Origin of the sequence: Duganella alba (assembly GCF_009674495.1) — a bacterium.
GTDB classification, from domain to species: Bacteria; Pseudomonadota; Gammaproteobacteria; order Burkholderiales; family Burkholderiaceae_D; genus Rugamonas; species Rugamonas alba.
Window position 1 is genome coordinate 1 of the sequence record NZ_WKJN01000035.1, and the last position, 25,820, is coordinate 25,820.

Sequence of the window (25,820 nt, forward strand, 5' to 3'; positions counted from 1 at the left end):
GCCGACGCGGCGGGCGGCGCGAGGTCGGCTTCGCCGCCGTCCTGCACGCGCGCTGCGGCAGCGGTCAGGGCGTCGGCGTTGCGCGCGGAGACGCCGCTGGCGACCAGCTCGGCCACCCACGCGCCCATCTCCTGCGCTGCGCCGTTCAGCAGTTCAAACAAGGCATCCGTGGCCGGCCGCTGCTCCGCCAGCCACACGTTCATCACCTTCTCCAGCGCATACGCGGCATCGGCAAACTGATTCAGGCCCACCATCCGCCCGCTGCCCTTCAAGGTATGGAAGGACCGCCGCAGCATGGTCAGATTCTCTTCGCTGCCCGCCTCCGCGCGCGGCCTGGCCAGCGTCGCATCCACGAACACCAGCACCTCCTGCGCCTCGGAGATAAAGATCTCCAGCAGCTCGGCCTCCACCGCCGCATCGCTGGCGGCAGGCGGCGGCGCTTCCGTCGGCATTGCGGTCGGCGCCGGCGCAGGCACCTGCTCGTCCAGCACCGGAATCGACTCCGAACCAGCCATCTTCTTGAACGGCACCGATCGGAAACTGCCCTGTTCAGCGTCAAACGCAAACCGCTCTCGCGCACCGGTCGCATTCTGCGCCAGCATATCGACAAAGAATCCCAGCGCGCCCACATTCTGCGCAATATCATCCAGCGCCTTCGGCTCCGCCGACGGATCGCCCTCACCGCGCGCCAGCGCCAGCACGGCCGCCTTCACATGCTGCGCAGCCTGCATCGCATCATCCTGATCCAGCACCGACAAGGCGCCCTGCAACTGATGCAGTACCGGGTCCAGCTCCAGCAGCGACGGCCGTTTCGCCGGTTCAGCGTAGTAGTCGTCCAGCACCTTCTCCACCTGGCGCAGACCGCTCTTCATCTCCATCGCCAGGGCGACCACGGTGTCGTCCTGCTGCATCTGATGCGTCAAGCCTTTTTGCCACTGCGCCGGCTCGGGCGGCGTGGCGCCGGAGACCAGCGCCAGCAGGCGCGCGCCGATGGTATCGGCATGCGCGGCAAAATCATCCGGCAGATGACGGATATGCTGCAAGCCATGTTCGGCAAACAGCAAGGCGGTGGCCATCTCCAGGGCCAGCTCTTCACTGCGGCCGGCGGATTGCGCCTTGCGCGCAACGTCCGCCAGTTGACGCAGCAAGGCGCTCAACGCCGGCAGGTTCAGTTTTTCGCATTCGGCCGCCGCGTCGGACAACGCCACATCAAAAGCGGCATCCAGATCGGGATCGATTTCCGCGTTGGCGAGACGGTCCCAGTTCGATTTGGCCTGCGCGATGCCGGCCTTGGCGCGCTCCAGCGCCTCGACATCGATCTGGCCGTAGCGGCGCGTTTCGTAATCCGCTGGCGCCAGGCCATCCAGCGCATAGGCGCCGCGCAGCTGCCGCACCACGCTGGCGGCCGAATCGGCGCCGGCGGTGGCGATGAAGAATAGCGCGTCGCGCAGCATCGCTTCCGGCTGCGCCGCCGTCCCCTGGCTCAACCGGCGGATCTGTAGATTGATCATGCCGAACAGCTGCTTGACGTACAGGCTGGCCGTGAGCTGGCCGCCGGCCACCAGCTCGGCGAAGCCCTGCATCGCCAGCCAGAAAGCGCGCGCCTGGCCGTCCTGCTGCGCATCGGCCACCAGTTCGACGGCGTTCAGCAAAGCGGCGGCGTGTTCCTGCTGCTGCGGCAGATCGGTGCTTCTCAGATATGGCAGCAGCGCGCGCTCGAAGCGCTGGCGGTAGGCGGCGTAATCCGGCGCGGCATCGGCAGCGTCACCAGTCGCGGCGGCGGCAAGCGGCAAGTTGACCGGTTGCGACAAATCAGGGAAGAACAAATCAGCCGGATGGATGCGCTCCGCCCCCATCATCTCCTGCACCGCGCGATAATACGGGAACAACCTGGCCGGCTGCGACGGCGCGCCTTCCAGCAGCTCCTCCAGATACTCCACCAGCGCCTGATATAGCTGCGCCACCGCCTGCACGTTATCGGTGCTGCATTTCAGCGTGCCGGCCTTGAAGCGGTCCAGCGCCGCCTCGGCCACCTCGGTCATCAGGCTCACGCCATCCAGATCCACCATCTGCAAGGCGCCGTGCGCCTGGTGCAGGTGCGACTTCGCGTGCTGCAATTGCGTGGCCTGATCTTCCGGTTCCCGGCCGCCCGCTTCAAACAGGGCGGTGCGCGAACGCGCCAGCGACTCGCGAATTTCCACCATCACCCACGACAGGGGGCCGGTATCCAATTGCGGTTGCGGGGGAAGCGAAAGATCGGTGTTGGTCATGCTTGTCTCGGCCTTTGATTAAGCGATCCGGAAGCGCGCCACGGAGTTCTTCAACTCCTGCGCCAGCACGGATAACTTGTGAATCGATTGCGCGGTTTGCTGCGTGCCGTCCTGGGTCTGCTGCGTCACCGTCAAAATATGCTGAATGTTCTGCGCCACGCCGGACGCCGACGTGGCCTGCTGCCCGGTCGCCTGCGAAATCCCGGAGATCAGCTCCGCCAGGCGGTTGGATACCTGCGAAATATCGTGCAGCGCCGCGCCGGCCGCGTCGGACAGGCGCGCGCCCTCGACCACGCCCTGCGTCGATTTCTCCATCGCCGCCACCGCATCGTGGGTATCGGTCTGAATCGTCCGCACCAGCGCGCCGATCTGCTTGGCCGCTTCGGCCGAACGTTCCGCCAGCCGCTGCACCTCCTCCGCCACCACCGAGAAGCCGCGTCCGGCCTCGCCGGCCGATGCGGCCTGGATCGCCGCGTTCAGCGCCAGCACATTGGTCTGCTCGGTGATGTCGGAAATCAGCTCGGTGATTTCGCCGATCTCCTGCGACGACTCGCCCAGCCGCTTGATGCGCTTGGACGTGTCCTGAATCTGTTCGCGGATCTCGTGCATGCCCTTGATGGCGTTTTCCACCGCCGTCGACCCCTGCTGCGCCGCCACCACCGACTGGCGCGCCACGTCGGCCGATTCGCTGGCCGAACGCGACACGTCGGTAATCTCGTTGGCCATCTTCACCACCGTGGACGACGCATCCTGGATCTCGCGCGACTGCTGCTGCGATGCCGACAGCAGGTCGCTGGAAATGCTCTGCGCGTGCGTGGACGCCCTGGTCACCTGCTCCGCCGTCGCCGTCACCCGGCCCACCAGGCCGCGCAGCTCTTCCACCGTGTAGTTGACCGAGTCGGCGATGGCGCCGGTGATGTCCTCGGACACCGTGGCCTGCACCGTCAAGTCGCCGTCCGCCACTTCCTGCAGTTCGTTCATCAGGCGCAGAATCGCCGCCTGATTCTGGTCGTTGGTGGCCTTGGCTTCCTCTTCCTTTTGCTGCGATTGCTGACGCATGGCTTCCGCTTCCTGGCGGCGGCGCTCGGCGCCGCGCGTGCGGTTGTGGGAATCCATCAGCAGCACGCGGCCGATGGCCGCCGCGCTCACCAGCGTCAGCATGCCGCCGGCTACCATCAGCCAGAAGGTGATGCCCAGCGAATCCTGGCTCTCGCGGTAGGTCTGCTGCAGCACCGTCAGGCGCTGGCGCAGCGCTTCGTTGTCGTTGAAGATCAGCTGCTCGGCGGCGCGCGCGGCGCTGAATTTATCCAGCTTGCTCAATACCGCCGCCACCAGCTTCTGGTACTCCTCGAAATCGGTCTGCAAGGCGGTGAACTTGGCGCGCAGGTCCGGCTCGCGCACGGCGGCCAGGCCGAATGGCACGCTGCCGTTGAGGAAGCCGTCGATGGTGTTGCGGAACACCGTGGTGTCGCGTCCCAGCTGGAACGCGGTCTCCGAGCTGATGCCGCCGGCGGTGAGGAATTCGCCGGCGCTGCGGCTCATGCGCTGGGTCAGCATGGTCAGCTTGCCGAGCGCCGCGATCTCGCGCGCCGAGCCGCCGCGCTGCACCTTGACGGCGATGATGTCCTCGGTGCGCGCCAGCAGGTCGGGCGACATGTCGTTCAGCTTTTGCAGGGTTTTATCCATGCCGCTCAGGTCCGCCTTCAGCAGCAGGATGGTGCCGGCGGCGAGGTCGGTCGCGGTCCACTGCTTGCGCGCGGCCGCCACCACGGTGGCGATGTCGGAGCGCGGCTCGCCGATCGAACGGCCCTGGTAGGTGCCGCCGCGCGTCATCAGGTTGATATCGCTGGTGAGTTCCTTGCGGCTTTCCTCCAGCTGGCGGAAGCCTTCGGCGCTGCCCTGCACCGCGTTGGGCGCGGCCTTGCCGATGCGCTGCGAGTGCATCAGCGCATCGCTGGCGACCTGGGTCTGGGCCGAGCGGTTGGCACTGTGGATGGTATTCAGCGCAACAAACACCGCGCTCAGTGCCAGGCAGACCGCCAGCGCGGTCGACAGCAGGCTCAGTTGGCGCTGCGCCGGCAGGTGGCCGATCAGCGGCAGCTTGAAGCCTGGGCCTGTTTCGACGGGTGCGGCGGCGCTGCGGCGGCGGCCCAGCGCATCGCGCAGGCGCAGCGGTGCGTCGCCATCATCCGGCGCTGGTGCAGCGGCGGCCGGCGCCGGCCTGGCGGCCGTGTGCAGAAACTGCGAATCGCCGAACTCCGAATTCGCGCTTGCGTCTTGAGCGGCATTCCGGCTGCCGCGCGAGAAAATCCCCATCTTGAAAGCCATTACACCCTCTCCGGATTATCAGTATTTGCCGACCAGTCCTACATGCGAAAAACGGGATTCCAGCACCAGCTGCGCCAGATCGATGCGACGCCACGCCTGTCCATCGGCGTCGCTGAACTGCTGCCGGCACCAGGCCGGCGCGCCGTCGTCGGCCGGCGCTTGCTGCATCTCGGCCAGCTTACGCAGGCCCAGCACGCGCTCGACCTGCAAGGCGCAGTTGAAGCCCAGCGCCGGCGCGAAGGTGATCAGGCGGCGCTCGGCCGGCGCGCTGTCGCCGGCGCCCTGCCCCAGGTAGCGCGCCAGGTCGATCACGCCGGTCAGGTGGCCGCGGATATTGGTCAGGCCCAGATACCAGTCCTGCGTCAGCGGCACCGGCGTGGCCGGCTGCAGCGGCACGATCTCGCTGATCTGGGTCAGGTCCAGCAGGCACGGATGGCCGCCCAGCAGCACGCCCAGCTCACGCCCGCCCACCGCCGCGCCGCTCCTGGCGGCCTGCATGCGTTCCAACAGCTGCACCTGGTACTGGCGCAGGCGGCTGCGGCGTTCGGCGGGAGCCTGGCTGTCCATCGTCAGTTCAGCGCCGCGATTTTGCCCAGCAGTTCGGCCGGATCGACCGGTTTGACCAGGTAGTCGCGCGCGCCCTGGCGCAGCGCCCAGATGCGGTCCGTCTCCTGGCTTTTGCTGGAGCAGATGATGATCGGCACATCCTTCAGCTCCGGATCGCGGGCGATCGAGCGCGTGACCTGGAAGCCGTTCGCGCCCGGCATCACCACGTCCATCAGGATCAGCTCCGGTTTCTCGGCCTTGATCTTCAACAGCGCTTCCTCGCCGCTTTCGGCGACACTGACCGTGTAGCCGCTGCGGGACAGGATGTCGCTCAGGTAGTAGCGCTCAGTGGGCGAATCGTCGACGATCAGAATTCTTTGTATGGCCATATTTCCCCCTGCGGCTTTCTTATTCTGGTGTGACAGCGCCGCCGGTGTGCTCGCGCACCGCCGCCAGCAGGCTGTCCTTGGTAAATGGTTTGGTCAGATAGGCCACCGCACCGACCATGGCGCCGCGCGCACGATCGAACAGGCCGTCCTTGGAGGACAGCATCAGCACCGGCGTGGCGTGGAATTTTGCGCTTTTTTTAATCAGCGCGCAGGTCTGGTAGCCGTCCAGGCGCGGCATCAGGATGTCGCAAAACACCAGCGCCGGGTGGTGATCGTTGATCTTGGCCAGGGCGTCGAAGCCGTCTTCGGCCAGCACCACCTGGTAGCCGGCCTGGCTCAGGAAGATCTCGGCGGAGCGACGTATCGTGCTGCTGTCGTCGATCACCATGATTTTCAGGGGCGTAGAGGTCATAATGGTTAACCCGGGAATGAGGCTACACCATAGCACAAGCGACCGCGCCACTGGCGCGGCGGTTCCCGGCGGTGCACACTCAGATGGCTACCATCTCGAAATCGTCCTTGCGGGCGCCGCATTCCGGGCAGCTCCAGTTCATCGGGACGTCGGCCCAGCGGGTGCCCGGCGCGATGCCTTCGTCCGGCAGGCCGGCTGCTTCATCGTAGATCCAGCCGCAGATCAGGCACATCCAGGTCTGGAACTCCTGCGTTGTTTCGTTGCTACTCACGTTTTGCCACCCTCAATCAAGTAAAATGCCGAATTAGGTATCTTAATCTACCCGCCGTGCAAAACCAAACTTCTCCTCTCATATTAAGCTTTGGCGCCGCCGATCCGGCCGGCGCCTGCGGTGTCCAGGCCGACCTGGCGGTATTTTCGGCGCTGTCGTGCACCGGGCTGGCGGTGACCACCGCGTTGCTGATCGGCGACAGTGCCCGCGTCGAAGACAGCCAGGACATCGATCCCGACTGGGTCGCCGACCAGGCCCGCGTGCTCCTGGAAGACATGACCATGGCCGCCTTCAAGGTCGGCGCCATCACCAACCTGGAACAGGTGGCGGCGATCGCCGAGATCCTGTCCGACTACCCGGACGCGCCGCTGATCCTCGACCCATTCAGTTCACGCCTGCCGGCGCCCTCGGACGACGACGCCGAGGAACTGCTGACCGCCATCCGCCAGTTGCTGGTGCCACAGGCCACGCTGCTGATGCTGTCGCAGGTGGAGCTGGGCCGCATGGCCGAAACCTGGCGCGAGAGCGGCGATGGCGACGACACGCTGGAATCGGACGTCGAGCACCTGCTGGCCCTGGGCTGCGAATTCGTGCTGGTGACCGGCACGCCGGCCAACGGCGCGCCGGGCGAGACGGCCTCCCCCAACACCCTGGCCAACACCCTGTTCGGCGCCGATGGCGTCATCAGCCACGACGCCTGGCAGCACCTGACCGGTCCCTTCATCGGCGCCGGCGGCACGCTGTCGGCGGCCATCGCCTCCTTCATGGCGCGCGGCGCCGACGTCCCAGAAGCATCGGCGGCCGCACAGGAGTACACTGTTGGCGCGCTGGCGCATGCGCAGCGCTACGGGATGGGGAAATTTGTGCCCAACCGCTTTTTCCACTTGCAGTCTGCAGAGGACATGCAATAGCAACCAGATAACGAAGATACCATCATGACCACGACTTCCAAGAACGACCAGCTGTTTGAACGCGCCCAGAAAACCACGCCAGGCGGCGTCAATTCGCCGGTGCGCGCCTTCCGTTCGGTGGGCGGCACGCCGCGCTTCATCACCCGCGCCGAAGGCCCGTACTTCTGGGATGCGGACGGCAAGCGCTACATCGACTACATCGGTTCCTGGGGCCCGGCGATCGTCGGCCACGCACATCCAACGGTGGTGAAGGCGGTGCAGGACGCGGCCACGCGCGGCCTGTCGTTCGGCGCGCCGACCGAAGGCGAAATCGAGATGGCGGAAGAAATCGTGCGCTTGGTGCCGTCGATCGAGCAGGTGCGCCTGGTGTCGTCGGGCACCGAGGCGACCATGAGCGCGCTGCGCCTGGCGCGCGGCGCCACCGGCCGCGACAAGATCGTCAAGTTCGAAGGCTGCTACCACGGCCACGCCGATTCGCTGCTGGTGAAGGCGGGCAGCGGCCTGCTCACCTTCGGCAATCCGACCTCGGCCGGCGTGCCGGAAGACTTCGTCAAGCACACGCTGGTGCTGGACTATAACAACGTGGCGCAGATCGAAGAGGCGTTCGCCAACTTCGGCAATGAAATCGCCTGCGTGATCGTCGAGCCGGTGGCCGGCAATATGAACCTGATCAAGGCCAACGAAGACTTCCTGAAAGCGCTGCGCGCACTGTGCACCAAGCACGGCGCGCTGCTGATCTTCGACGAAGTGATGTGCGGCTTCCGCGTGGCGCTGGGCGGCGCGCAGGAACTGTACGGCATCCAGCCGGACCTGACGGCGCTGGGCAAGGTGATCGGCGGCGGCCTGCCGGTGGCGGCCTTCGGCGGCAGCGCGGCGCTGATGAGCAAGATGTCGCCGGTGGGCGCGGTGTACCAGGCCGGCACGCTGTCGGGCAATCCGGTGGCGGTGGCGGCCGGCATGACCACGCTGAAGCTGATCCAGGAGCCGGGCTTCTACGCCAAACTGGGCGCGACCGCCAAGCGTCTGGCGGACGGCCTGACGGCCGCCGCCAGGGACGCCCACATCACCTTCTGCGCCGATTCGGTGGGCGGCATGTTCGGCCTGTACTTCAGCGTCACGCCGCCGAACAACTACGCCGAGATGATGGCCGGCGACCGCGAGCGCTTCAACGTGTTCTTCCACGCCATGCTGGACGAAGGCGTGTACTTCGCGCCGGCCGCGTTCGAAGCCGGCTTCGTGTCGGCGCAGCACACGGACGAAGTGATCGACGAAACCATCGCCGCCGCCCGCCGCGTGTTCGCCAAGCTGTAACCCAAAACCAAAACCGGGTTTTTTTTATTTAGCCGTCGGCCTGTTCGTCTTCTTCGGGGCGCTGGATCACGCCGGTGTTGAAGTTGTACTCGAACAGGTCGCCGTAGCGGCCCCATTCAATGGCCACGCGCAGCGCGCGTTCGGCTTCTTCTTCGCTCAAGGTGAAGCGCAAGAGTTTGAGGAACAGGTCTTCCGGCAGGTCGCCCGACTTGTCCTGCTGCAGGCCGTGGCAGATGTAGGCGATCAGCGGCACGTGCTCCAGCAGCTGCTTGCCGAACATTTCCTGCCGCTCGGTGTTGTTGGCCTTCACATAGCGTCCGCCCAGTTCCGTCAGCAGGATGTCGCCGTTGGTCAGGTAGGCCAGGCCCAGCAGGATCAGCGCGTTCAGCACTTCCAGCAGTTCGGCGTCGGTCAGCTCGGTCTCTTCGGCGATCTTCGGCAGGTCGGCGCGGCCGTTGAACGGTTCTTCGGCCAGCAGCTCCAGAATACCCTCCATGTGCGCGATGCCGGCCTGCGGCAGGCGGTCGCCCAGTTGCAGTTTCACTTCGCGTTCGCTGATCAGTCCACTGCCGCCGCTGCCGCGACGGCCGGAACTGGCCGTCATCAGCTCATACACCTTGTCAATCAGCTGGCGCACTTCGGCGCTTTCGGCCTTGCGCGGCTGCGGCAATGAAATCGGCAGTTCGGCGCGCACGCGGCCCGGATCGCTGGCGAAGATCAGCACGCGGTCGGCCATCATCACCGCTTCCTCGATGTTGTGCGACACCACCAGAATCGCCTTGGTCGGAATCTGGCCCGACTGCCACAGTTCCAGGATTTCTTCGCGCAGGCGCTCGCCGGTCAGCACGTCCAGCGCCGAAAACGCCTCGTCCATCAGCAGCACTTCCGGCTCCATCACCAGCGCGCGGGCGATGCCGACGCGCTGGCGCATGCCGCCCGACAGCTCGCGCGGCAGCGCGCCTTCGAAGCCGGACAGGCCGATCAGGTCGATCACCTTTTCAGCGCGGCGCGCGCGTTCGTCCGGCGCCATGCCCTGCGCTTCCAGCCCCAGTTCGACGTTCTTCTGCACCGTCAGCCACGGGAACAGCGCGAACGACTGGAACACCATGCGGATGCCGCGCGCCGTGCCGTACAGCGGCATGCCGCGATACAGCACCTGGCCTTCATCGGCCTGGATCAGGCCCGCCATGATGCGCAGCATGGTCGACTTGCCGGAGCCGGACTGGCCCAGCAGCGCGACGATCTCGCCTTCGCGCAGCGTGAAGTCGACGCCTTCCAGCACCGAGCGCGCGGAACCATCGGCGGCGCGGAAATGCTTGCCGACGGCTTTCAGTTCAACGATAGGAGTGCTCATGATTCGGTTCCTAGAAATGCAGCCGGCTTTCGGCCAGGGTGTACAGGCGGCGCCAGACGAAGTGGTTAAAGCCCATCACGAAAATACACATGATGCCGATGCCCAGCGCGATGCGCGGGAAGTCGCCGGTGGCGGTCATCTCGGCGATGTAGCTGCCGATGCCGTGCGCCTTCAGGGTGGTCGGCCCCCAGCTGACGAACTCGGACACGATGGCGGCGTTCCACGAGCCGCCCGAGGCGGTGATCGCGCCCGTGACAAAGCTGGGGAAAATGGCCGGCAGCAGATAGCGGCGCCATTTCAGCCAGCCGCTCAGGCCGAAGTTCTTGGCGGCGTGGCGCAATTCGGTCGGTATCGTCGAGGCGCCGGCGATCACGTTGAACAGCAGATACCACTGCGTACCCAGGATCATCAGCGGCGACAGCCAGATGTCCGGGTTCAGGTGGTAGCGCACGATGATGATCACCGCCACCGGAAACACCAGGTTGGCCGGGAAGGCGGCCAGGAACTGCGCCACCGCCTGCGTGCGCGAAGCCCAGCGCGGGTTCATGCCGATCCAGATGCCGACCGGCACCCAGACGATGGCGGCCAGCGCCAGCAGCACCACCACGCGGATCATGGTGTACACGCCCAGCATCAGCACATGCCCCACTTCGGTCCAGCCGACCTCGGTGCGGATGAAGTGCACCAGGCTCCACAGCGCGTAAAACACCACGGCCGCGATCACCGCGTCCCACACGCGCTGCGGCACCAGCGACGGCTGATCCTTGCGCGCGCGGATCGAGGTGCCATCGTGCGACAGGCGGAACACGGCGATGGAGCGCGACAGCTGGTGGCCGAACCACTCGACCAGTTGCTGCGTGCGTTCGGTGCGGCGCAGCCAGGTCAGCAGCCAGGACGACTGCGCGGTATCGCCGCCGGTTTCCTCGAAGCGGAACTTGTCGGCCCACGCCAGCAGCGGACGGAAGAACAACTGATCGTAGGCCAGCACCGCGATCAGCATGGCGAAGATGGCCCAGCCAATGGCGCCCAGGTCGCTCTGCTCGATCGCCAGCGCGATATAGGAACCCATGCCGGGCAGCTTGATGGTCTGGTTGGATACCACGATCGCTTCCGACGCCACCACGAAGAACCAGCCGCCGGACATCGACATCATCATGTTCCACAGCAGGCCGGGCATGGCGTATGGCAGTTCCAGGCGCCAGAAACGCTGCCAGCCCGACAGCTGGAACACCTGCGCCGCTTCCGACAATTCGGCCGGCACGGTGCGGAAGCCCTGATAGGCCGAGAACGCCATATTCCACGCCTGCGAGGTGAAGATGGCGAAGATGGCCGCGCACTCCACGCCCAGCAGGTTGCCGGGGAAGAGCGCGATGAAGGCGGTCACGGTGATCGACAGGAAGCCGAGGATGGGAATCGATTGCAGGATGTCGAGCATCGGCACCATGATTTTTTCGGCGGCGCGGTACTTGGTGGTCAGCGCGGCAAACACGCAGCTGAAGATCACCGACGCGCCCAGCGCAATGAACATGCGCAGCGTGGTGCGCAGCAGGTAGTACGGCAGATAGGTCGGGTCGAGCGTCATCGGCAGCGTCTGACCGAGTTCATACGGGCGCGCCATCTGCTGGCTGCCATAGGCCATCAGCACGAAGACCGCCAGCACGATAGGCAGCAGCGCCCAGTCCCAGCGGTTACCGCCGGCTTCCACCACTTGGCGGGGGAAAAATTGCCGTTTCTTGTTCATATTATTACTTTCTCTGGGCGGCGAGGGAGGCCGCGAGGAGCAAAGGGAGGAGGGAGCGCGTGCGCTGGCCGCCATTCTAATAGATTATTACTACGAATATATTACGGTCGTGAAAGTTACTTATTATATAATTATCAGATATGAAACTCATTGCTGAAAAAAGGTCCAGGAACGACAAGTACGATGTGCTGCGCTTCGTGCGCAACAACGGCAGCTGCACCGACGCTGATGCCGCGACAGGGCATTCTGCCGCACGATCTGGTGCACTACGTGGTGGAGTCGGCGCTGCCGTTGCGGCACGGTTTCCTTAGCCTGCTGGCGCGCGGCGCCGATGCGCAGTTCGTCATGGAGGCGGTGCACGACTACGCCAATGCGCATGCGGAAACCGAGTCGGTGCAGGCGGAAGCGATCGTTGAGGGTTTGCAGGCGCAGTTGTGGTCCGGCGCCTTTGACGAGGCAGCCTTTCTGGCCGGCGCGGCGGCAGCCTGCATCGCCCGCAACAAGCCGCCGTTCGACTTCAGCCGGCTGGCGCTCGATATCAAGACCGCCCTCTACGACCGCGCCCTGGCCCTGCACCACCAGTGGCACACGGCGCCCTACTACAGCACGCTGTCGCTGGACTTCATTCCACAACCGGTGTGATTATTTCAGCCAGCCGCGATGGCGGAAGTAGAGGAAGGGAGCGATGGCGCTGGTAATCATCAGCACGATGGCGAACGGATAGCCCAGGTCCCACTCCAGCTCCGGCAGCCACTTGAAGTTCATGCCGTAGATCGAGGCGATCAGGGTCGGCGGCAGGAAGGCGACGCTGGCCACCGAGAAGATCTTGATGATCTTGTTCTGGTTGATGTTGATGAAACCGACCGTGGCGTCCATCAGGAAGTTGATCTTGTCGAACAGGAAGGAGGTGTGGCCGTCCAGCGATTCAATGTCGCGCAGAATCTGGCGCGCTTCCTCGAACTGTTCCGAGTTCAGCAGCCGGCCGCGCATCAGGAAGCTGACCGCGCGCCGCGTGTCCATCATGTTGCGGCGGATGCGGCCGTTCAAGTCTTCCTCGTGGGCGATGGCGTTCAGCGCGGCGGCCGCGTCCTGGTCGGTGAAGGTTTCCTGCAGCACGCGGCCGCTGACCTCTTCCAGCTGCTGGTAAATGCCTTCCAGCGCGTCGGCCGAATACTCGGCGTCGGTGGCGTACAGGTCCAGCAGCACGTCCATGTAGTCGGCGATCGAACCGGGACGCGAGCGCGCGCGCATGCGCACCAGGCGGAACACCGGCAGGTCGTCGGTGTGGACCGAGAACAGCATCTTGCGCGCCAAAATGAAAGCCACGGTCACGATGCGCGACGGGCCGTCCTCTTCTTCCAGCAGGAAATCGGTGCGCAGGTGCAGATCGCCGTTTTCGGCTTCGTAGTAGCGGGCCGAGGCTTCGATGTCCTTGACTTCGTCTTCGCCCGGCAGGGTGACGCCGTAGATGGTCTTGACCCAGGCGCGTTCGTCATCCGTCGGATCGGTCAGGTCGACCCAGACCGGCTCGACCTGTTCCAGGTCTGCGCGACTGTCGATGGGCACCTGGTTGAGCCGGCCATTCTGGAGAACGAAAACATTGATCATAGGTACACGCGCCTTTGGAAACAGCGCAAGTGTACCTGCAAAGCCCCCGACGAATCCAGCCCAAATCGGGGTCAGTGCCGACATTCGGACATTTCGCGCGCGAAATGTCCGAATGTCGGCACTGACCCCGGTTTTTACGGTAGATCGGCGGAGCCCATGCGGCGCAAAATCACGCCGGTGCGGCGGGCCAGGTAGTTGGAATCGCGATGCTTGTCGAAATAGCGCGGATTCGGCAGCAGCACCGCCAGTTTGGCCGCCTGCGGCGCGCTCAGGTTGGCCGCGCTGACGCCGTAGTAATGCCGCGCCGCCGCCTCGGCGCCAAAGGTGCCGTTGCCGAACTCCACCACGTTCAGGTAGATCTCGAAGATGCGCTCCTTGTCCATCAAGGTTTCCAGCATGAAGGTGATGATCAGCTCCTGCCCCTTGCGCACATAGCTGCGCGAACCGGACAGGAACAGGTTCTTGGCCAGCTGCTGGGTGATGGTCGAGCCGCCGGACACCACCTTGTGTTTCTTGTTGTTCTTCTCGTAGGCCTTTTGCAGCGCGTCCCAGTCGACGCCGTCGTGGTCGGAGAAATTGGCGTCCTCGGAGGCGATGATGGCGCGCTTCAGGTTGTTCGAGATGCGGTTGTAAGGCACCCACAGCTGCGTGATATTGGCGTTGGGATTCTTCTCGCGCAGCGCCGACTGCTGCTCGCGCATGAAGCTGGTCATGCCCGGATTATGGTCGACCCACCACCAGATCTGCAGCAGGAAATACAGCTGCACCGCCAAAAACAGCAGGATCGGGACGATGAAGACCCACTTCACCCAGCGCCATTTGCCAGCGGATTTGCTCATAATTGCGCGCGCAGCTTCTGCAACACATCGGCCGTGGCCGGCTGCACGCCGCGCCACAGGTGGAAGGCCTCGGCGGCCTGCTCGACCAGCATGCCCAGGCCGTCGCGCAACTGTGCGCCGTGCCGGGCTGCGAACTGCAAGAATACCGTGGGGGATGCTCCGTACATCATGTCCAACGCCAAAGCGCCGGGCGCGAAGACCGACGGCGCCACCGGCGGCACTTCCGCGCTCAGGCTGGCGGCGGTGGCGTTGATGACGATGTCGTATGCGCCGTCAATATCGGCAAAGCCGCAGGCCGACACCACGCCCTCGCCGCCCAGCGCGGCGAACTGTTCGACCAGGCCTTCGGCCGTGGCCACGGTGCGGTTGGCGATCACCAGCCTGGCCGGACGATGTTCCAGGATCGGCAGCACCACGCCGCGCGCGGCGCCGCCGGCGCCCAGCAGCAGCACGCGCTTGCCGGCGATCGGCACGCCGGCGTTGTTGACGATGTCCGCCACCAGTCCGGCGCCGTCGGTGTTGTCGCCGATGATGCCTTCGTCGCTGAACACCAGCGTGTTGACCGCGCCGGCCGCCCGTGCGCGGATGGTCAGCGCCTGCGCCAGCTTGACCGCTTCCAGCTTGAACGGCACCGTCACGTTGGCGCCCTTGCCGCCTTCGGCGATGAAGGCGCGCACCGCTTCGGCAAAGCCGTCCAGCGGCGCCAGGCGGCGTTCGTAGTGCATGTCCTGCCCGGTCTGCGCCGCGTAGGCGGCATGGATCTCGGGTGATTTGCTGTGGGCAATCGGATTGCCGAACACGCAGTAGCGGTCCATCGTTTATCGTCCTCCGCCGCTCATATCGGCTTGTAATTTATCTTCGCGGGTGAATTTGAAGGTGGTGATGATGACCCACAAATCGTCGCGGTCGTTCGACAGCATGCTCGGCGGGAATTTGCCGAACGGCGCCGAGCGGCGCACGATACGCATCGCCGCCTCGTCCAGCGCGGCGTTGCCGGAGCTGCGCTCGACCTTGATGCCGCCTTCCTTCTCGTAGATGGTGCCGTCCTGGAACACCGGGATCGACAGCATCAGCTGGCCATACAGCTTGCGGCCGTTCACGCTGGGGAAGTTCAGCGTGCCGGTATCCTCGATGCGCTTCTGCATGGTCTTGTAATAGATCGCATAGCCGGCCTCGCGCGTGCTGGGCGTGATCACGGTTTTCTTCGGCCGCTTGTTCTGGTCTTCGATGGTTTCGCTGATTTCCGCCACGCGGCGGGCGATGGCCTTGCTCGATTCGAGCAGGTCGGCGCCGGTTGGCGTCGGGTCCGGCTTGGCCTTTTCGGTGATCGGCGGCGCGGTCACTTGCGAGGACGAGTTCACCTGCGTCAGCAGATGCTTCTGGCGCTCTTCCAGTTCGGCGATGCGGCGCTTGTTGGCTTTGACGCTGTCGCCCATCTCGGTCTTGCGCATGTCCGGCATCGGCGACTTGGAGCGGCCCTGGTCGACCGTGCCGCCGCCGTCCAGATTGGCCTGGGCGACGGCGTCGGCCTTCAGCGGCGCCTTGTTGTGCTTGGCGTTGACGAGGATGACTTCCAGCCCCGGATCGGCGGCCTGCACCGGCGCCGGCTGCGGCGCCACGAAGCGCACCGCCAGCAAAGCGGCATGCGCCACCAGCGAGAAGCCGATGGCGAGGTATAGCAGGCGGTTTTCTTTAAAAGACTTCACGCGGGCAGGCTTCAATAGACGTCGGAACAACGCGAAGCGCTGATTTTACTCGATTTGGCGCGCCGGTCCGAACCGCTGGGGCTTTCATGCGCCGGCGGCGTTGCGGCGCAGGTTGAAGAAGGCGTTGACCGTCAGCCGGCCGGTCTGCACATCGTCCACCAGCAGTTCGGGACGCTGGATGTCGGCGCTGTGCAGCACCGTGCCCGGATAGAAGATGGCCCGGTTCCACGCCGGCTGCGCCGTGTAGACCTTCTCGAAATAACGGTCGCTGGCCACCGCGTAGCCGGGTCCGGCGCCGGTCAGCGCGGTGAAAGCGTCGCGCTTCATGGCGCGCGAGCGCAACACCATGTCGGTAAAGGCAGCGTCGGAACAGGTCTGCCGGAAAAAGCCGGTGCCGCCCAGCCGGATGTCGTGAAACAGATACAACACCATGGCCCCGGTTCCCTCCATGCCGGGCTGCGGCACGGTGTCGCGGTGACACACCCGCTGCAGGTTCTGCAGCTGCGGCGGCTGCAGCGTGGCCAGCGCCAGCCGCGTGGCCAGCATGCTGGTGCGGCGCGCGCCCAGCGGCTTGCGCACATGGCCAATGATGAACTGATCGAAAGCCTGCGCCAGCGCAGGCGGCAGGTTCAGCTCCGGGCCGGGAAAATAATTATGTTCGGCGTCGGAAAAGTCCGCGCGCGACTGCCTGGCCAGCTCGACCATCTTGTGCGGCTCCAGCAGCAAGTCGTCGACGATGACCAGGTGTTCCTTGTCGGGCAGCGGCACGACGCGGATCGCAGGGCGCGGATTGAACATTTATTCCGCTGACGTGTCGGCGGCCGACACCGCCGTGACCTCGGCCGTGTTTTCCTCGGCGGCGGTCTGGTCCGCCACTTCCGCATCACCGGCAGGGGCGTCTTCCACCTCGTCGTCCTCGAAGTCGACATCGCTGGCCGCCACGTCGGTCGGAATTTCCAGCAGGCGCGTTTCGATGGTCAGGTCGACCTCGTCCCAGCGCAGGATGTCCAGCTTGACCTGCGCGCCGCGCGCCACCGACGGCATGCCCGGCAGGCGCACGATCAGCGGAATATCGGTCAGGCGCAGCACTTCGTCCTTCAGCACCACCGCCTCCACCTGGCGCGCATTTTCCTGGCCCAGCCAGCGCAGGCACCAGTAGCGTTCCATGTTGGCCTGGTGATCCGCATAGGCCGAGTAGGCCGCATCGAACTGCGACACGATGGCGAACAGCTCCGCGTCCTTGTGCTTGAAGTGCGCCACCAGCGGCGCCATCACGCCCTTCTCGGCGCAGGCCAGGATCTGCCATTGATTGACCAGGTCGGTATAGCGGCGCAGCGGCGACGTGCTCCACGCGTACTGGTCCACGCCCAGGCCTTCGTGCGGCGCGGCGTGGGTCAGCATGCGCACCTGCATCTTGGCGTTCCAGCCGCCAACACCACGGCCCTGGCTGCGGTAAATGCCGGGCACGCCGTTGTCGTGCATCAGCTTGCCCCAGGTGCTGTTCGCGAAGATCATCAGCTCGGCGACGATCTTGTCCAGCGGCGCGCCGCGCTTGCGGCGGCTGACGGTGACCACGTCGTCTTCGACGTAGAAGTTGAAGTCGACGCGGTTGTTCTGTTCCGGCTTCAGGCCGAAGGCTTCGCGCTTGACCATGCGCGCCGCTTCCAGCACCTGCGCCCATTTCCAGATCAGGCCCAGCGATTCCTTGTGCGGGTACTCGCCCTCGCCGCTGGCCAGGGTTTCCTCGTTGACCAGGTCGTCGAGGTCGTTGTGGCGCAGGTTGTTGGCGATCGGCACCATCTCGGCGCGGGTTTCGGTGGCCAGCACCGACCAGTCGGCCGGATTCAGCGTGGCGTACAGCGACAGCGCCGGGCAGGTCTTGCCTTCGGCCAGCGTGAACGCTTCGACGATGGCGTCCGGCAGCATGGTGATCTTATCGCCCGGCATGTAGACGGTCGACATGCGCGCGCGCGCCAGCTTGTCGACCGCGTCGTCCGGCTTGATGCCGAGGCCCGGCGCGGCGATGTGGATGCCGATCTTGACGTTGCCGTCGGCCAGCCGGGTGACCGAGAAGGCGTCGTCGATCTCGGTGGTGGTCACGTCGTCGATCGAGAAGGCCTGCACCTCGGCCAGCGGCAGATTGGTCGGCGGCACCGGCACCGGCACCTCTGGGAAGCCCGCGCCTTTCGGGAAGCTCTCGAACAGGAACTTGGCCATGTGCAGCGCCTTCGGCGACTGCACGCCGCCCACCGCCAGCATCAGGCGCTGCGGATTGGTGTGCAGGTCGTTGCAGGCCGCTTCCAGCGCCTTGTATTCGATGGAATTCTTGTCCGGCTTGAACAGCAGCTGCAGCACGATGTTCTGCATCGACTCCGGCAGCTTGTTGGCTTTCAGCTCTTCCACGTAGCCGGCCTGTACCAGCGCCTGCTGTTTCTTTTTCTCGATGCCGGCCAGCGCCGCGCGCAGCGATTGCTCCGGCGCGGCCTTGTAGCGGCCACGGCCTTTTTTGTAGAAGTAGACCGGCGCCGAATGCAGGCTCAGGATCAGGCCCGCCGCCTCGGCCGGCTGCGGCGCATGGCCGAAATACTCCGCGCCCAGTTCGGCAAAGCCGAACTCTTCCTCGCCCGCGACTTCCCACAGGAACTCCAGGTCGATCTCGGCGGCGATGGCCTTGGCTTGCTCCATCAGCTCGGCGGGAGCCGGCTTTTCGAATTGCAGCAGCACGTCCTTGGTCTTGACCTTGGTGCGCTTGCCGCTGGCCATCTCGACTTGATAGGCCTCGCCGGCTTGCGTCATCACACTGCCGACTTTGAAATCGCCGGATTCTTCAAAAAATACATTCATCGTTTATTTGTGCTCGTTTTAATCAGTTCCAGCACGGCAGGCAGGAATACCTCCGTCACCAGCAGCGTACCTTGACGGCGCTGATACAGGCAGCGCCGTGCATATAATATGTGTGCGTCGGGGGCGGCGATGCCGTTTCCCACCAGCGCGGCGCGCGCGCGGCGCGCCAAAGGATGCCCTTCCCGCAATCTTGCAAATTCCAACACCCCGCGCCGCACCAGCGGATCGCCGAACAGCGTGGTGCCCAGCGAACGCTCGCCCAGCGCGCTGAACAGCGGCCAATCCGTGGCCGTCGCCGACCTCGGCACCACCGTGTGCGCGAACACTGCGGGCGTATTATCACATCTCAGCAGCACTTCCCTCTCCAAAACGCGGCCGGGGCGATGCATGCCGATCACGGCGGCCTCGTCGCTGAGGCAAATTTCGGTGCGCTGGTGCAGGCACTGCACGCGGAAAGCATTGCTGTGCGCCTTCAGCCGCGCGGTCAGCGAACCGCCTTCCATCAGCCACGGCACATAGGCCGATGGCGCGTTCAGGGCCAGCACATGCGGCTGCCACTGCGCCTGCCGCAGCGAGGCGCTTCTCGGCGGCGCGCTCAAGACCGCGCCTCGACGCCGCAGAAGGCCAGCACTTCATCCACATAGTCGGGAAACTCGGACACCGCATGGTCGCTGCCGTCGATCACGTGCTGGCGCGCGCCCTGATAGTGGGCCACCATATCACGATAGTCCAGCACTTCGTCGCCGGTTGCGGCGAGCAGGAAGTAGCGTTGCGGCTGGCTAATCCGCGGCACGTCGAGCGCGCGCAGTTCGTCGATGTACTCGCGCTTGAATTCGAACGGCGCGTCGGAGTGGAATTGCGTGGTGACGCCGACGTGCCGGTCCAGGTCCAGGCTCGGCACGATGGCCGGATTGACCAGCACCGCGCGGCAGCCGATGCGTTCGGCCAGCCAGGTCGCGTAATAGCCGCCCAGCGAGGAGCCGATGATGCTCAGTTCTTGCGCCGGGATGCCGTCGATCAGGGACAGCGTCAGCGCCATCGCTTCTTTCGGCGAGGCCGGCAGCTGCGGGCAGATCAGTTTGTCGGCCAGGCCCAGCGCCGCCATGCGCTCACCCACCACGCGCGCTTTCATGGACTTCGGCGAGGAGCGGAAGCCGTGCAGGTACAGAATCATTAGGCCAGCGCTTTCAGGATTTTGTCGTGCACGCCGCCGAAGCCGCCGTTGCTCATCACAATAATCTGGTCGCCGGGCTGCGCGGCCTTGGCCACGGCCGCCACCAGCGCGTCGATGTCTTCATAGGCGCTGGCGATGTCGCCCATCGGCGACAGGGCCTGGCCCAGGTTCCAGCCCAGCGCCTGTTCGCTGCCGTAGCCGAACACCAGGTCGGCGTCGCTCAGGCTGCCCGGCAGCGCGTCCTTCATGGTGCCCAGCTTCATGGTGTTGGAGCGCGGCTCCAGCACGGCCAGGATGCGTTTGTCCTTGCCGATCTTCTGGCGCAGGCCGCCCACGGTGGTGGCGATGGCGGTTGGATGGTGGGCGAAGTCGTCGTACACGGTGATGTCGTTGACCACGCCGCGTACTTCCATGCGGCGCTTGACGCTCTCGAACGTGGCCAGCGATTTGGCGGCCTGCGCCACCGGCACGCCGACGTGGCGGGCGGCGGCGATGGCGGCCAGCGCGTTGGCGCGGTTATGCTTGCCGGTCAGCGACCACTCGACGTGGCCGGCCACTTCGCCGTTGAACATCACATCGAACGTGCCGTCATCGTATTCGTTCAGCGCCCAATCGGCGTCCTCGCCGCGGCCGAAGCTTTCCTTCTCGCTCCAGCAGCCGCGCTTGAGCACGCGCTGCAGCGCCGCTTCGTCGCCATTGAAGATGACCCGGCCGATGCCCGGCACGGTGCGCACCAGATGGTGGAATTGGGTCTCGATCGCGCCCAGATCGGGGAAGATGTCGGCGTGATCGTATTCCAGATTGTTCAGGATGGCGGTCTTGGCGTGGTAGTGCACGAACTTGCTGCGCTTGTCGAAGAAGGCGGTGTCGTACTCGTCCGCCTCAATGACGAAGAAGATCGAATCCTTGTCACCCTGCATGCGCGCCGAGACGCCGAAATTCTTCGGCACGCCGCCGATCAGGAAGCCGGGCGCGTAGCCGGCGTCTTCCAGGATCCAGGTCAGCATGGCGGTGGTGGTGGTCTTGCCGTGCGTGCCGGCCACTGCCAGCACCCACTTGTCTTTTAATATATGGTCGCCGATCCACTGCGGGCCGGAAACGAAGGGCAGGCCGCGGTTCATGATTTCCTCGATCAGCGGATTGCCGCGCGTGACGACGTTGCCGATCACGTACAGGTCCGGCTTCAGCTCGACCTGTTCCGGGCCGTAGCCGGTGATCAGCTCGATGCCCTGCGCTTCCAGCTGCGTGCTCATCGGCGGATAAACATTGGCGTCGCAGCCGGTGACGCGGTGGCCCGCTTCTTTCGCCAGGACCGCCAGGCCGCCCATGAAGGTGCCGCAAATACCGAGGATATGAATGTGCATAGTAATAATGACGACGAGTGAAGACAGGATTTTACCTGAGCCGCCGCGCTTTTCCCGGTTCAGAGTATTATCACGTCCATGACGCCGAATGTTAATGAAGAACTCCAGCTCCTGCGTGCCGAGATTGCGGCGGCGGCCGCTCGCCTCATCGCCGAGGATGGAGCCGACTACAACACGGCCAAGCGCAAGGCCGCCAGGCAGATTCTCGGCGACACCCAGCCGCCGCTGAACCTGCTGCCGGACAATGCGCAGATCGAAGCGGAAGTGCGCATCTACCAGTCGCTATTCCATGCCGATACCCAGCCGGCCCGCGTGTTTCGCCTGCGCACGCTGGCGGTGGACATCATGGAAGGGCTGCAAGCCTTCCATCCCTACCTGACCGGCTCGGTCTTGAACGGCACCGCCGGCCCGCACGACGACATCCACCTGCAGCTGTTCGCCGACAGCGCCAAGGAAGTGGAAATCTTCCTGCTGAACCGGAATTTGCAAATCGACATCTCCGAGACGCCGCACTTCAAGGGACCGCGCCACGGCATGGTCGAAACCGTCAGCTTCATGTGGCACAAGGAAGGCGTGCACGCCGCCCTGTATGAGCTGGACGACCTGCGCGGCGCCGTCAAGACCCGCAGCGACGGCAAACTGGCCCGTGCCGACATCGCCGCCGTGCGCGCCCTATTAGTTAACAGTACCCATAGTCCCCATCCATCACCATGAGCAAAAAAAATCTGCCCGCGTATATCGCCGTCGCCGTCGTGTTTGCCGCCATCGGCGGCTATCTCGGCATCCACAAGGAACAGCCGCCGATCACCGCCGCCGCGCCGGCCGGCGTGACCGGTCCGGTGGACACCTTATATAAAGAGACGCTGCCGGACGCCAAGGGCGTCGCCACGCCGCTGGCCCAATATAAAGGCAAGGCCATGCTGGTCAATTTCTGGGCGCCGTGGTGCGCCCCGTGCGTGCAGGAGATGCCGGAGCTGTCGGCGCTGGCCGCCGGAGATGAGGGCAAGAAGCTGCAAGTTATCGGCATCGGTATCGATTCGCCGTCAAATATCGCCGAGTTTAGCGACAAATACAAGATCACCTATCCGGTGCTGGTGGCCGGCATGAGCGGCACCGAACTGTCGCGCCAGTTCGGCAACACCGGTGGCGGCCTGCCCTACACGGTGCTGATCGGCGCCGACGGCCAGATCAAGAAGACTTACCTGGGCAAACTGAAATTTGACGAGCTGCGCAAAGATCTGGCAACTCTATAAGCAGTTTCACAAGTTTTTTTCTCTTGCCAATGCACGCAGTTGGCGGCAAAATGCGGAACTTTCGCGGAGAAGGCTCACGAATCATGGCAAAAAACCTTCTACTGCTCAACGGTCCCAACCTGAATTTGCTGGGCACCAGAGAGCCAGAGGTCTACGGCGCTAGCACTTTGGCCGACATCGAACACGCTGCCCAGGCACAGGCCGAGGCGGCGGGTGCGAACTTGTCTTGCTTCCAGAGCAACCACGAAGGTGCACTGATCGACCGCATCCATGCCGCCAGAGCGGAAGGCGTGGACGCCATCGTCATCAATCCGGGCGGACTGACCCATACCAGCGTGGCCTTGCGCGACGCCCTGGCAGGGGTGGCCATCCCGTTTGTGGAAGTGCATATTTCGAATATTTACCAGCGCGAGTCATTTCGCCATCACTCTTTCCTGAGCGCGATTGCACTGGGAACGATCTGCGGACTGGGTATCGAAGGATATCGGTTTGCCATCGACTTCGTCCTTAAAAAGCGATAACCTACGCGATCTGCGCATAAAATAGCGCGGTTCCGTCCACAAGACGCCACCGCTCACTCACATTACAAGATATTCCTCTGGGGGTTACATGGATCTACGCAAGCTGAAGACCTTGATTGATTTGGTCGCGGAATCGGACATCGCCGAACTCGAAGTGACCGAAGGCGAAAGCAAAGTTCGCATCGTCAAATCGTCGGCCCTGCCGCAAAATCAGATGGTCATGATGCAGCCGCAAGCCATCCCGCAGTACAGCGCGCAGGCGCCGGCCGCCGCGCCGGTAGCCGCCGCCCCAGCCCCAGCTGCGGCCGCCGAGCCAACCGGCCACATCGTCAAATCGCCGATGGTCGGCACCTTCTACCGTTCGTCGGCGCCAGGCGCGGCGGCGTTTGTCGAAGTCGGCGCCGTGGTCAAGGAAGGCGACACCCTGTGCATCATCGAAGCGATGAAGCTGCTGAACGAGATCGATGCCGACAAATCCGGCACCATTACCCAGATCCTGGTTGAAAACGGCCAGCCGGTCGAGTTCGGCCAACCGCTGTTTGTGATCGGCTAAGACAGGCCTGCGCCCTCCCCATCGGCGACGGGCGCGCCTGCTTGGTCCGCAATCCCTCCTCACCTGACGCAGCCAATCGGCGCTCACAGACATAGCGAACCTATCATGTTTGAAAAAATCCTCATTGCCAACCGTGGCGAAATTGCCCTCCGTATCCAGCGCGCTTGCCGCGAACTGGGCATCAAGACGGTCGTGGTCCACTCGGAAGCAGACAAAGACGCCAAATACGTGAAGTTGGCCGATGAATCGGTGTGCATCGGTCCGGCGCCATCGTCGCTGAGCTACCTGAACATGCCGGCCATCATCAGCGCGGCCGAAGTCACCGACGCCGAAGCGATCCACCCCGGCTACGGCTTCCTGTCGGAAAACGCCGACTTCGCCGAGCGCGTGGAAAAATCCGGCTTTGTCTTCATCGGCCCGCGTTCGGAATCGATCCGCACCATGGGCGACAAGGTCACCGCCAAGCAGACCATGATCAAGGCCGGCGTGCCGTGCGTGCCGGGCTCGGAAGGCGCGCTGCCGGACGATCCGAAAGCCATCGTGCAGATCGCCCGCAAGGTCGGCTACCCGGTCATCATTAAAGCGGCCGGCGGCGGCGGCGGTCGCGGCATGCGCGTGGTGCATACCGAAGCGGCGCTGATCAACGCGGTGCAGATGACCAAGACCGAAGCCGGCACGGCCTTCGGCAATCCGGAAGTCTATATGGAGAAGTACCTGGAAAATCCGCGTCACGTGGAAATCCAGATCCTCGCCGACGAACACAAGAACGCCGTCTGGCTGGGCGAACGCGACTGCTCGATGCAGCGCCGCCACCAGAAGGTGATCGAGGAAGCGCCGGCGCCCGGCATTCCACGCAAGCTGATTGAAAAGGTCGGCGAACGCTGCGCCGAAGCCTGCCGCAAGATCGGCTACCGCGGCGCCGGCACCTTCGAATTCCTGTACGAGAACGGCGAGTTCTACTTCATCGAGATGAACACCCGCGTGCAGGTCGAACACCCGGTCACCGAAATGATCACCGGCATCGACATCGTGCAGGAACAGATCCGCATCGCCGCCGGCGAGAAGCTGCGCTTCCGCCAGCGCGACGTGATGCTGTCCGGCCACGCCATCGAGTGCCGCATCAACGCCGAGGACGCGTTCAAGTTTACGCCGTCGCCAGGCCGCATCACCTCCTGGCACGTGCCGGGCGGTCCGGGCGTGCGCGTCGACTCGCACTCGTATGCGGGTTATTATGTGCCACCGCACTACGATTCGATGATCGGCAAGGTCATTACCTACGGCGCCACCCGCGAGCAGGCGATCCGCCGCATGCAGATCGCGCTGTCGGAAATGGTGGTCGAGGGCATCTCCACCAACATCCCGCTGCACCGCGAGCTGATGGTCGATGCGCGCTTCATCGAAGGCGGCACCAACATCCATTACCTGGAGCAGAAGCTGGCAGACATGCCGGACCTGCACAAACTGAGTTTGAAAGCGCAATAACCATGAGCTGGACTGAAATCGTCATTGAAATCGCGCGTGACCACGCCGAAGCCCTCTCCGAGGCGCTGATGGACGTGGGCGCCCTGTCGGTTTCCGTGGAAGACGCGGACGAAGGCACCGACGCGGAAAAACCGCTGTTCGGCGAGCCGGGCATGGAACCGACCGAGGCGGCATGGGATCACAGCCGCGTGGTCGCCCTGACCGACGAAGATGACGACCAGGCCGTGATCGTGGCGGCCGCCGCCGGCCAGATCGGCCTGACCACCCTGCCGAAGTTCACCACCCGCAAGGTGGAGGAGCAGGACTGGGTGCGTCTGACCCAGTCGCAGTTCGCGCCTATCCCGATCGGCAAGAACATCTGGGTGGTGCCGTCGTGGCACGAGGCGCCGAATCCCGACGCCCTGATCCTGGAACTCGATCCGGGCCTGGCGTTCGGCACCGGCAGCCATCCGACCACCCGTCTGTGCATGGAGTGGCTGGAAGCGAATCCGGCGCCGGGCAAGACCGTGCTCGACTACGGCTGCGGTTCCGGCATCCTGGCCATGGTGGCCAAGAAGGTCGGCGCCGGCGAAGTGGTCGGCGTGGACATCGATCCGCAAGCGATCGAGTCGGCCGCCGACAACGCCGCGCGCAACCACTGCGACATCACCTTCTTCCTGCCGGACAGCTTTGCCGAGTCGCAGCACGCGACCCAGCGTTTCGATATCGTCGTGGCCAACATCCTGTCCAGCCCGTTGAAGCTGATGGCGCCGATGCTGTCCGGCCGCGTTGCCGACGGCGGTTCGCTGATCCTGTCCGGCGTGCTGGCGCGCCAGGCGGAAGAAGTGGCGGCGGCGTATGCGCCGTTCATCAAGCTGGGCGTCTGGGCCGAGCAAGACGGCTGGGTGGCGCTGCACGGCCGCCTGGGCAGCGACACTGTGCCTGCCGCGCGTTAATCAGCATC

General features: G+C 64.6%; 26 protein-coding genes. 9 read left to right on the top strand and 17 right to left on the bottom strand.

Annotated features, from left to right (window positions below; all coding sequences use genetic code 11):
- The 6 genes from GJ695_RS24975 to GJ695_RS25000 all read right to left on the bottom strand — a co-directional run.
- The coding region (locus GJ695_RS24975; RefSeq protein ID WP_229261301.1) for a FimL-related protein at window positions 1–2,231 on the bottom strand (2,231 nt) is incomplete at its 3' end.
- 57 nt (window positions 2,232–2,288) lie between these two features.
- Entirely contained in the window at window positions 2,289–4,598 is a 2,310-nt protein-coding gene (locus tag GJ695_RS24980) for a methyl-accepting chemotaxis protein (protein WP_154369605.1), read from the bottom strand.
- Between the two features lie 18 nt (window positions 4,599–4,616).
- Window positions 4,617–5,165 (bottom strand): chemotaxis protein CheW, encoded by a 549-nt coding sequence (locus GJ695_RS24985; protein ID WP_154369607.1) that lies wholly within the window; start codon window positions 5,163–5,165, stop codon window positions 4,617–4,619.
- A gap of 2 nt (window positions 5,166–5,167) precedes the next feature.
- Entirely contained in the window at window positions 5,168–5,533 is a 366-nt protein-coding gene (locus GJ695_RS24990; RefSeq protein WP_154358213.1) for a response regulator, read from the bottom strand.
- A gap of 19 nt (window positions 5,534–5,552) precedes the next feature.
- Complete coding sequence (locus tag GJ695_RS24995) at window positions 5,553–5,945, bottom strand: response regulator (RefSeq protein WP_154369609.1); 393 nt, start codon at window positions 5,943–5,945, stop codon at window positions 5,553–5,555.
- A 79-nt stretch (window positions 5,946–6,024) separates the two neighbouring features.
- Complete coding sequence (locus GJ695_RS25000; RefSeq protein ID WP_110845658.1) at window positions 6,025–6,177, bottom strand: rubredoxin; 153 nt, start codon at window positions 6,175–6,177, stop codon at window positions 6,025–6,027.
- Between the two features lie 95 nt (window positions 6,178–6,272).
- On the opposite strand from GJ695_RS25000, the gene thiD reads away from it, so the two are divergent.
- Both thiD and hemL read left to right on the top strand, forming a co-directional pair.
- Window positions 6,273–7,127 carry a bifunctional hydroxymethylpyrimidine kinase/phosphomethylpyrimidine kinase gene (gene thiD / locus GJ695_RS25005; RefSeq protein WP_166455329.1) on the top strand — a complete coding sequence of 285 codons (855 nt, stop codon included), beginning with the start codon at window positions 6,273–6,275 and terminating at the stop codon, window positions 7,125–7,127.
- 24 nt (window positions 7,128–7,151) lie between these two features.
- Entirely contained in the window at window positions 7,152–8,438 is a 1,287-nt protein-coding gene (gene hemL / locus GJ695_RS25010; RefSeq protein ID WP_154369613.1) for a glutamate-1-semialdehyde 2,1-aminomutase, read from the top strand.
- Window positions 8,439–8,466: 28 nt separating this feature from the next.
- Here the strand turns inward: hemL and GJ695_RS25015 are convergent, their stop codons facing one another.
- Window positions 8,467–9,792, bottom strand: a complete 1,326-nt coding sequence (locus GJ695_RS25015) for an ABC transporter ATP-binding protein (protein ID WP_154369614.1) — start codon at window positions 9,790–9,792, stop codon at window positions 8,467–8,469.
- Between the two features lie 10 nt (window positions 9,793–9,802).
- The gene (locus GJ695_RS25020) at window positions 9,803–11,533 is read right to left on the bottom strand and encodes an ABC transporter permease (RefSeq protein WP_154369616.1); all 1,731 of its coding nucleotides are present in this window, start codon (window positions 11,531–11,533) and stop codon (window positions 9,803–9,805) included.
- 228 nt (window positions 11,534–11,761) lie between these two features.
- Between GJ695_RS25020 and GJ695_RS25025 the strand changes: the two genes are divergently transcribed.
- On the top strand, window positions 11,762–12,175 hold the full coding sequence (locus GJ695_RS25025) for a hypothetical protein (RefSeq protein ID WP_229260641.1): 414 nt from the start codon (window positions 11,762–11,764) through the stop codon (window positions 12,173–12,175).
- Here GJ695_RS25025 and corA read toward each other — a convergent pair whose 3' ends face one another.
- The 9 genes from corA to mpl all read right to left on the bottom strand — a co-directional run bounded on the left by corA (window position 12,176) and on the right by mpl (window position 21,068).
- Entirely contained in the window at window positions 12,176–13,141 is a 966-nt protein-coding gene (gene corA / locus GJ695_RS25030; protein ID WP_154358206.1) for a magnesium/cobalt transporter CorA, read from the bottom strand. It abuts the gene before it with no gap.
- A 134-nt stretch (window positions 13,142–13,275) separates the two neighbouring features.
- Window positions 13,276–13,980 carry a monofunctional biosynthetic peptidoglycan transglycosylase gene (mtgA, locus tag GJ695_RS25035; RefSeq protein WP_154369618.1) on the bottom strand — a complete coding sequence of 235 codons (705 nt, stop codon included), beginning with the start codon at window positions 13,978–13,980 and terminating at the stop codon, window positions 13,276–13,278.
- Window positions 13,977–14,795: a shikimate dehydrogenase gene (gene aroE / locus GJ695_RS25040; RefSeq protein ID WP_154369620.1), complete on the bottom strand. Its 819-nt coding sequence runs from the start codon at window positions 14,793–14,795 to the stop codon at window positions 13,977–13,979. Before aroE ends, mtgA begins: the two co-directional genes overlap by 4 nt.
- A gap of 3 nt (window positions 14,796–14,798) precedes the next feature.
- Window positions 14,799–15,686 carry a TonB family protein gene (locus GJ695_RS25045; RefSeq protein WP_166455330.1) on the bottom strand — a complete coding sequence of 296 codons (888 nt, stop codon included), beginning with the start codon at window positions 15,684–15,686 and terminating at the stop codon, window positions 14,799–14,801.
- Between the two features lie 84 nt (window positions 15,687–15,770).
- Window positions 15,771–16,484: a DUF6445 family protein gene (locus tag GJ695_RS25050; protein ID WP_154369622.1), complete on the bottom strand. Its 714-nt coding sequence runs from the start codon at window positions 16,482–16,484 to the stop codon at window positions 15,771–15,773.
- Entirely contained in the window at window positions 16,485–18,530 is a 2,046-nt protein-coding gene (locus tag GJ695_RS25055) for a ribonuclease catalytic domain-containing protein (RefSeq protein ID WP_154369624.1), read from the bottom strand. It abuts the gene before it with no gap.
- Window positions 18,527–19,129, bottom strand: a complete 603-nt coding sequence (locus GJ695_RS25060; protein WP_154369626.1) for a chorismate--pyruvate lyase family protein — start codon at window positions 19,127–19,129, stop codon at window positions 18,527–18,529. The genes GJ695_RS25055 and GJ695_RS25060 overlap by 4 nt, the downstream gene beginning before the upstream one ends.
- The gene (locus GJ695_RS25065; RefSeq protein WP_154369628.1) at window positions 19,126–19,704 is read right to left on the bottom strand and encodes a YqiA/YcfP family alpha/beta fold hydrolase; all 579 of its coding nucleotides are present in this window, start codon (window positions 19,702–19,704) and stop codon (window positions 19,126–19,128) included. Before GJ695_RS25065 ends, GJ695_RS25060 begins: the two co-directional genes overlap by 4 nt.
- Window positions 19,704–21,068 carry a UDP-N-acetylmuramate:L-alanyl-gamma-D-glutamyl-meso-diaminopimelate ligase gene (gene mpl / locus GJ695_RS25070; protein WP_154369631.1) on the bottom strand — a complete coding sequence of 455 codons (1,365 nt, stop codon included), beginning with the start codon at window positions 21,066–21,068 and terminating at the stop codon, window positions 19,704–19,706. Before mpl ends, GJ695_RS25065 begins: the two co-directional genes overlap by 1 nt.
- A 78-nt stretch (window positions 21,069–21,146) precedes the next feature.
- Here mpl and GJ695_RS25075 point away from each other — a divergent pair, with 78 nt between their 5' ends.
- The 6 genes from GJ695_RS25075 to prmA all read left to right on the top strand — a co-directional run bounded on the left by GJ695_RS25075 (window position 21,147) and on the right by prmA (window position 25,812).
- Window positions 21,147–21,782, top strand: coding sequence for a hypothetical protein (locus GJ695_RS25075; RefSeq protein WP_154369633.1), 636 nt, complete (start codon window positions 21,147–21,149; stop codon window positions 21,780–21,782).
- Window positions 21,779–22,321, top strand: coding sequence for a TlpA family protein disulfide reductase (locus GJ695_RS25080; protein WP_154369635.1), 543 nt, complete (start codon window positions 21,779–21,781; stop codon window positions 22,319–22,321). The genes GJ695_RS25075 and GJ695_RS25080 overlap by 4 nt, the downstream gene beginning before the upstream one ends.
- Before the next feature lie 83 nt (window positions 22,322–22,404).
- Complete coding sequence (aroQ, locus tag GJ695_RS25085) at window positions 22,405–22,842, top strand: type II 3-dehydroquinate dehydratase (RefSeq protein ID WP_154369637.1); 438 nt, start codon at window positions 22,405–22,407, stop codon at window positions 22,840–22,842.
- Window positions 22,843–22,930: 88 nt separating this feature from the next.
- Window positions 22,931–23,395: an acetyl-CoA carboxylase biotin carboxyl carrier protein gene (gene accB, locus GJ695_RS25090; protein ID WP_154369639.1), complete on the top strand. Its 465-nt coding sequence runs from the start codon at window positions 22,931–22,933 to the stop codon at window positions 23,393–23,395.
- Window positions 23,396–23,500: 105 nt separating this feature from the next.
- Window positions 23,501–24,877, top strand: a complete 1,377-nt coding sequence (gene accC / locus GJ695_RS25095) for an acetyl-CoA carboxylase biotin carboxylase subunit (protein WP_154369641.1) — start codon at window positions 23,501–23,503, stop codon at window positions 24,875–24,877.
- Between the two features lie 2 nt (window positions 24,878–24,879).
- Complete coding sequence (prmA, locus tag GJ695_RS25100) at window positions 24,880–25,812, top strand: 50S ribosomal protein L11 methyltransferase (protein WP_154369643.1); 933 nt, start codon at window positions 24,880–24,882, stop codon at window positions 25,810–25,812.
- The last annotated feature ends 8 nt before the right edge of the window (window positions 25,813–25,820 follow it).

Excerpts from the sequence above, each read along its gene's own strand:
- GJ695_RS24980 (WP_154369605.1), bottom strand. The coding sequence starts at position 4,598 with ATGGCTTTCAAGATGGGGATTTTCTCGCGCGGCAGCCGGAATGCCGCT.
- GJ695_RS24985 (WP_154369607.1), bottom strand. The coding sequence starts at position 5,165 with ATGGACAGCCAGGCTCCCGCCGAACGCCGCAGCCGCCTGCGCCAGTAC.
- GJ695_RS24990 (WP_154358213.1), bottom strand. The coding sequence starts at position 5,533 with ATGGCCATACAAAGAATTCTGATCGTCGACGATTCGCCCACTGAGCGC.
- GJ695_RS24995 (WP_154369609.1), bottom strand. The coding sequence starts at position 5,945 with ATGACCTCTACGCCCCTGAAAATCATGGTGATCGACGACAGCAGCACG.
- GJ695_RS25000 (WP_110845658.1), bottom strand. The coding sequence starts at position 6,177 with ATGTGCCTGATCTGCGGCTGGATCTACGATGAAGCAGCCGGCCTGCCG.
- hemL (WP_154369613.1), top strand. The coding sequence starts at position 7,152 with ATGACCACGACTTCCAAGAACGACCAGCTGTTTGAACGCGCCCAGAAA.
- GJ695_RS25015 (WP_154369614.1), bottom strand. The coding sequence starts at position 9,792 with ATGAGCACTCCTATCGTTGAACTGAAAGCCGTCGGCAAGCATTTCCGC.
- GJ695_RS25020 (WP_154369616.1), bottom strand. The coding sequence starts at position 11,533 with ATGAACAAGAAACGGCAATTTTTCCCCCGCCAAGTGGTGGAAGCCGGC.
- GJ695_RS25025 (WP_229260641.1), top strand. The coding sequence starts at position 11,762 with ATGCCGCGACAGGGCATTCTGCCGCACGATCTGGTGCACTACGTGGTG.
- corA (WP_154358206.1), bottom strand. The coding sequence starts at position 13,141 with ATGATCAATGTTTTCGTTCTCCAGAATGGCCGGCTCAACCAGGTGCCC.
- mtgA (WP_154369618.1), bottom strand. The coding sequence starts at position 13,980 with ATGAGCAAATCCGCTGGCAAATGGCGCTGGGTGAAGTGGGTCTTCATC.
- aroE (WP_154369620.1), bottom strand. The coding sequence starts at position 14,795 with ATGGACCGCTACTGCGTGTTCGGCAATCCGATTGCCCACAGCAAATCA.
- GJ695_RS25050 (WP_154369622.1), bottom strand. The coding sequence starts at position 16,484 with ATGTTCAATCCGCGCCCTGCGATCCGCGTCGTGCCGCTGCCCGACAAG.
- GJ695_RS25055 (WP_154369624.1), bottom strand. The coding sequence starts at position 18,530 with ATGAATGTATTTTTTGAAGAATCCGGCGATTTCAAAGTCGGCAGTGTG.
- GJ695_RS25065 (WP_154369628.1), bottom strand. The coding sequence starts at position 19,704 with ATGATTCTGTACCTGCACGGCTTCCGCTCCTCGCCGAAGTCCATGAAA.
- mpl (WP_154369631.1), bottom strand. The coding sequence starts at position 21,068 with ATGCACATTCATATCCTCGGTATTTGCGGCACCTTCATGGGCGGCCTG.
- GJ695_RS25075 (WP_154369633.1), top strand. The coding sequence starts at position 21,147 with ATGACGCCGAATGTTAATGAAGAACTCCAGCTCCTGCGTGCCGAGATT.
- GJ695_RS25080 (WP_154369635.1), top strand. The coding sequence starts at position 21,779 with ATGAGCAAAAAAAATCTGCCCGCGTATATCGCCGTCGCCGTCGTGTTT.
- aroQ (WP_154369637.1), top strand. The coding sequence starts at position 22,405 with ATGGCAAAAAACCTTCTACTGCTCAACGGTCCCAACCTGAATTTGCTG.
- accB (WP_154369639.1), top strand. The coding sequence starts at position 22,931 with ATGGATCTACGCAAGCTGAAGACCTTGATTGATTTGGTCGCGGAATCG.
- accC (WP_154369641.1), top strand. The coding sequence starts at position 23,501 with ATGTTTGAAAAAATCCTCATTGCCAACCGTGGCGAAATTGCCCTCCGT.
- prmA (WP_154369643.1), top strand. The coding sequence starts at position 24,880 with ATGAGCTGGACTGAAATCGTCATTGAAATCGCGCGTGACCACGCCGAA.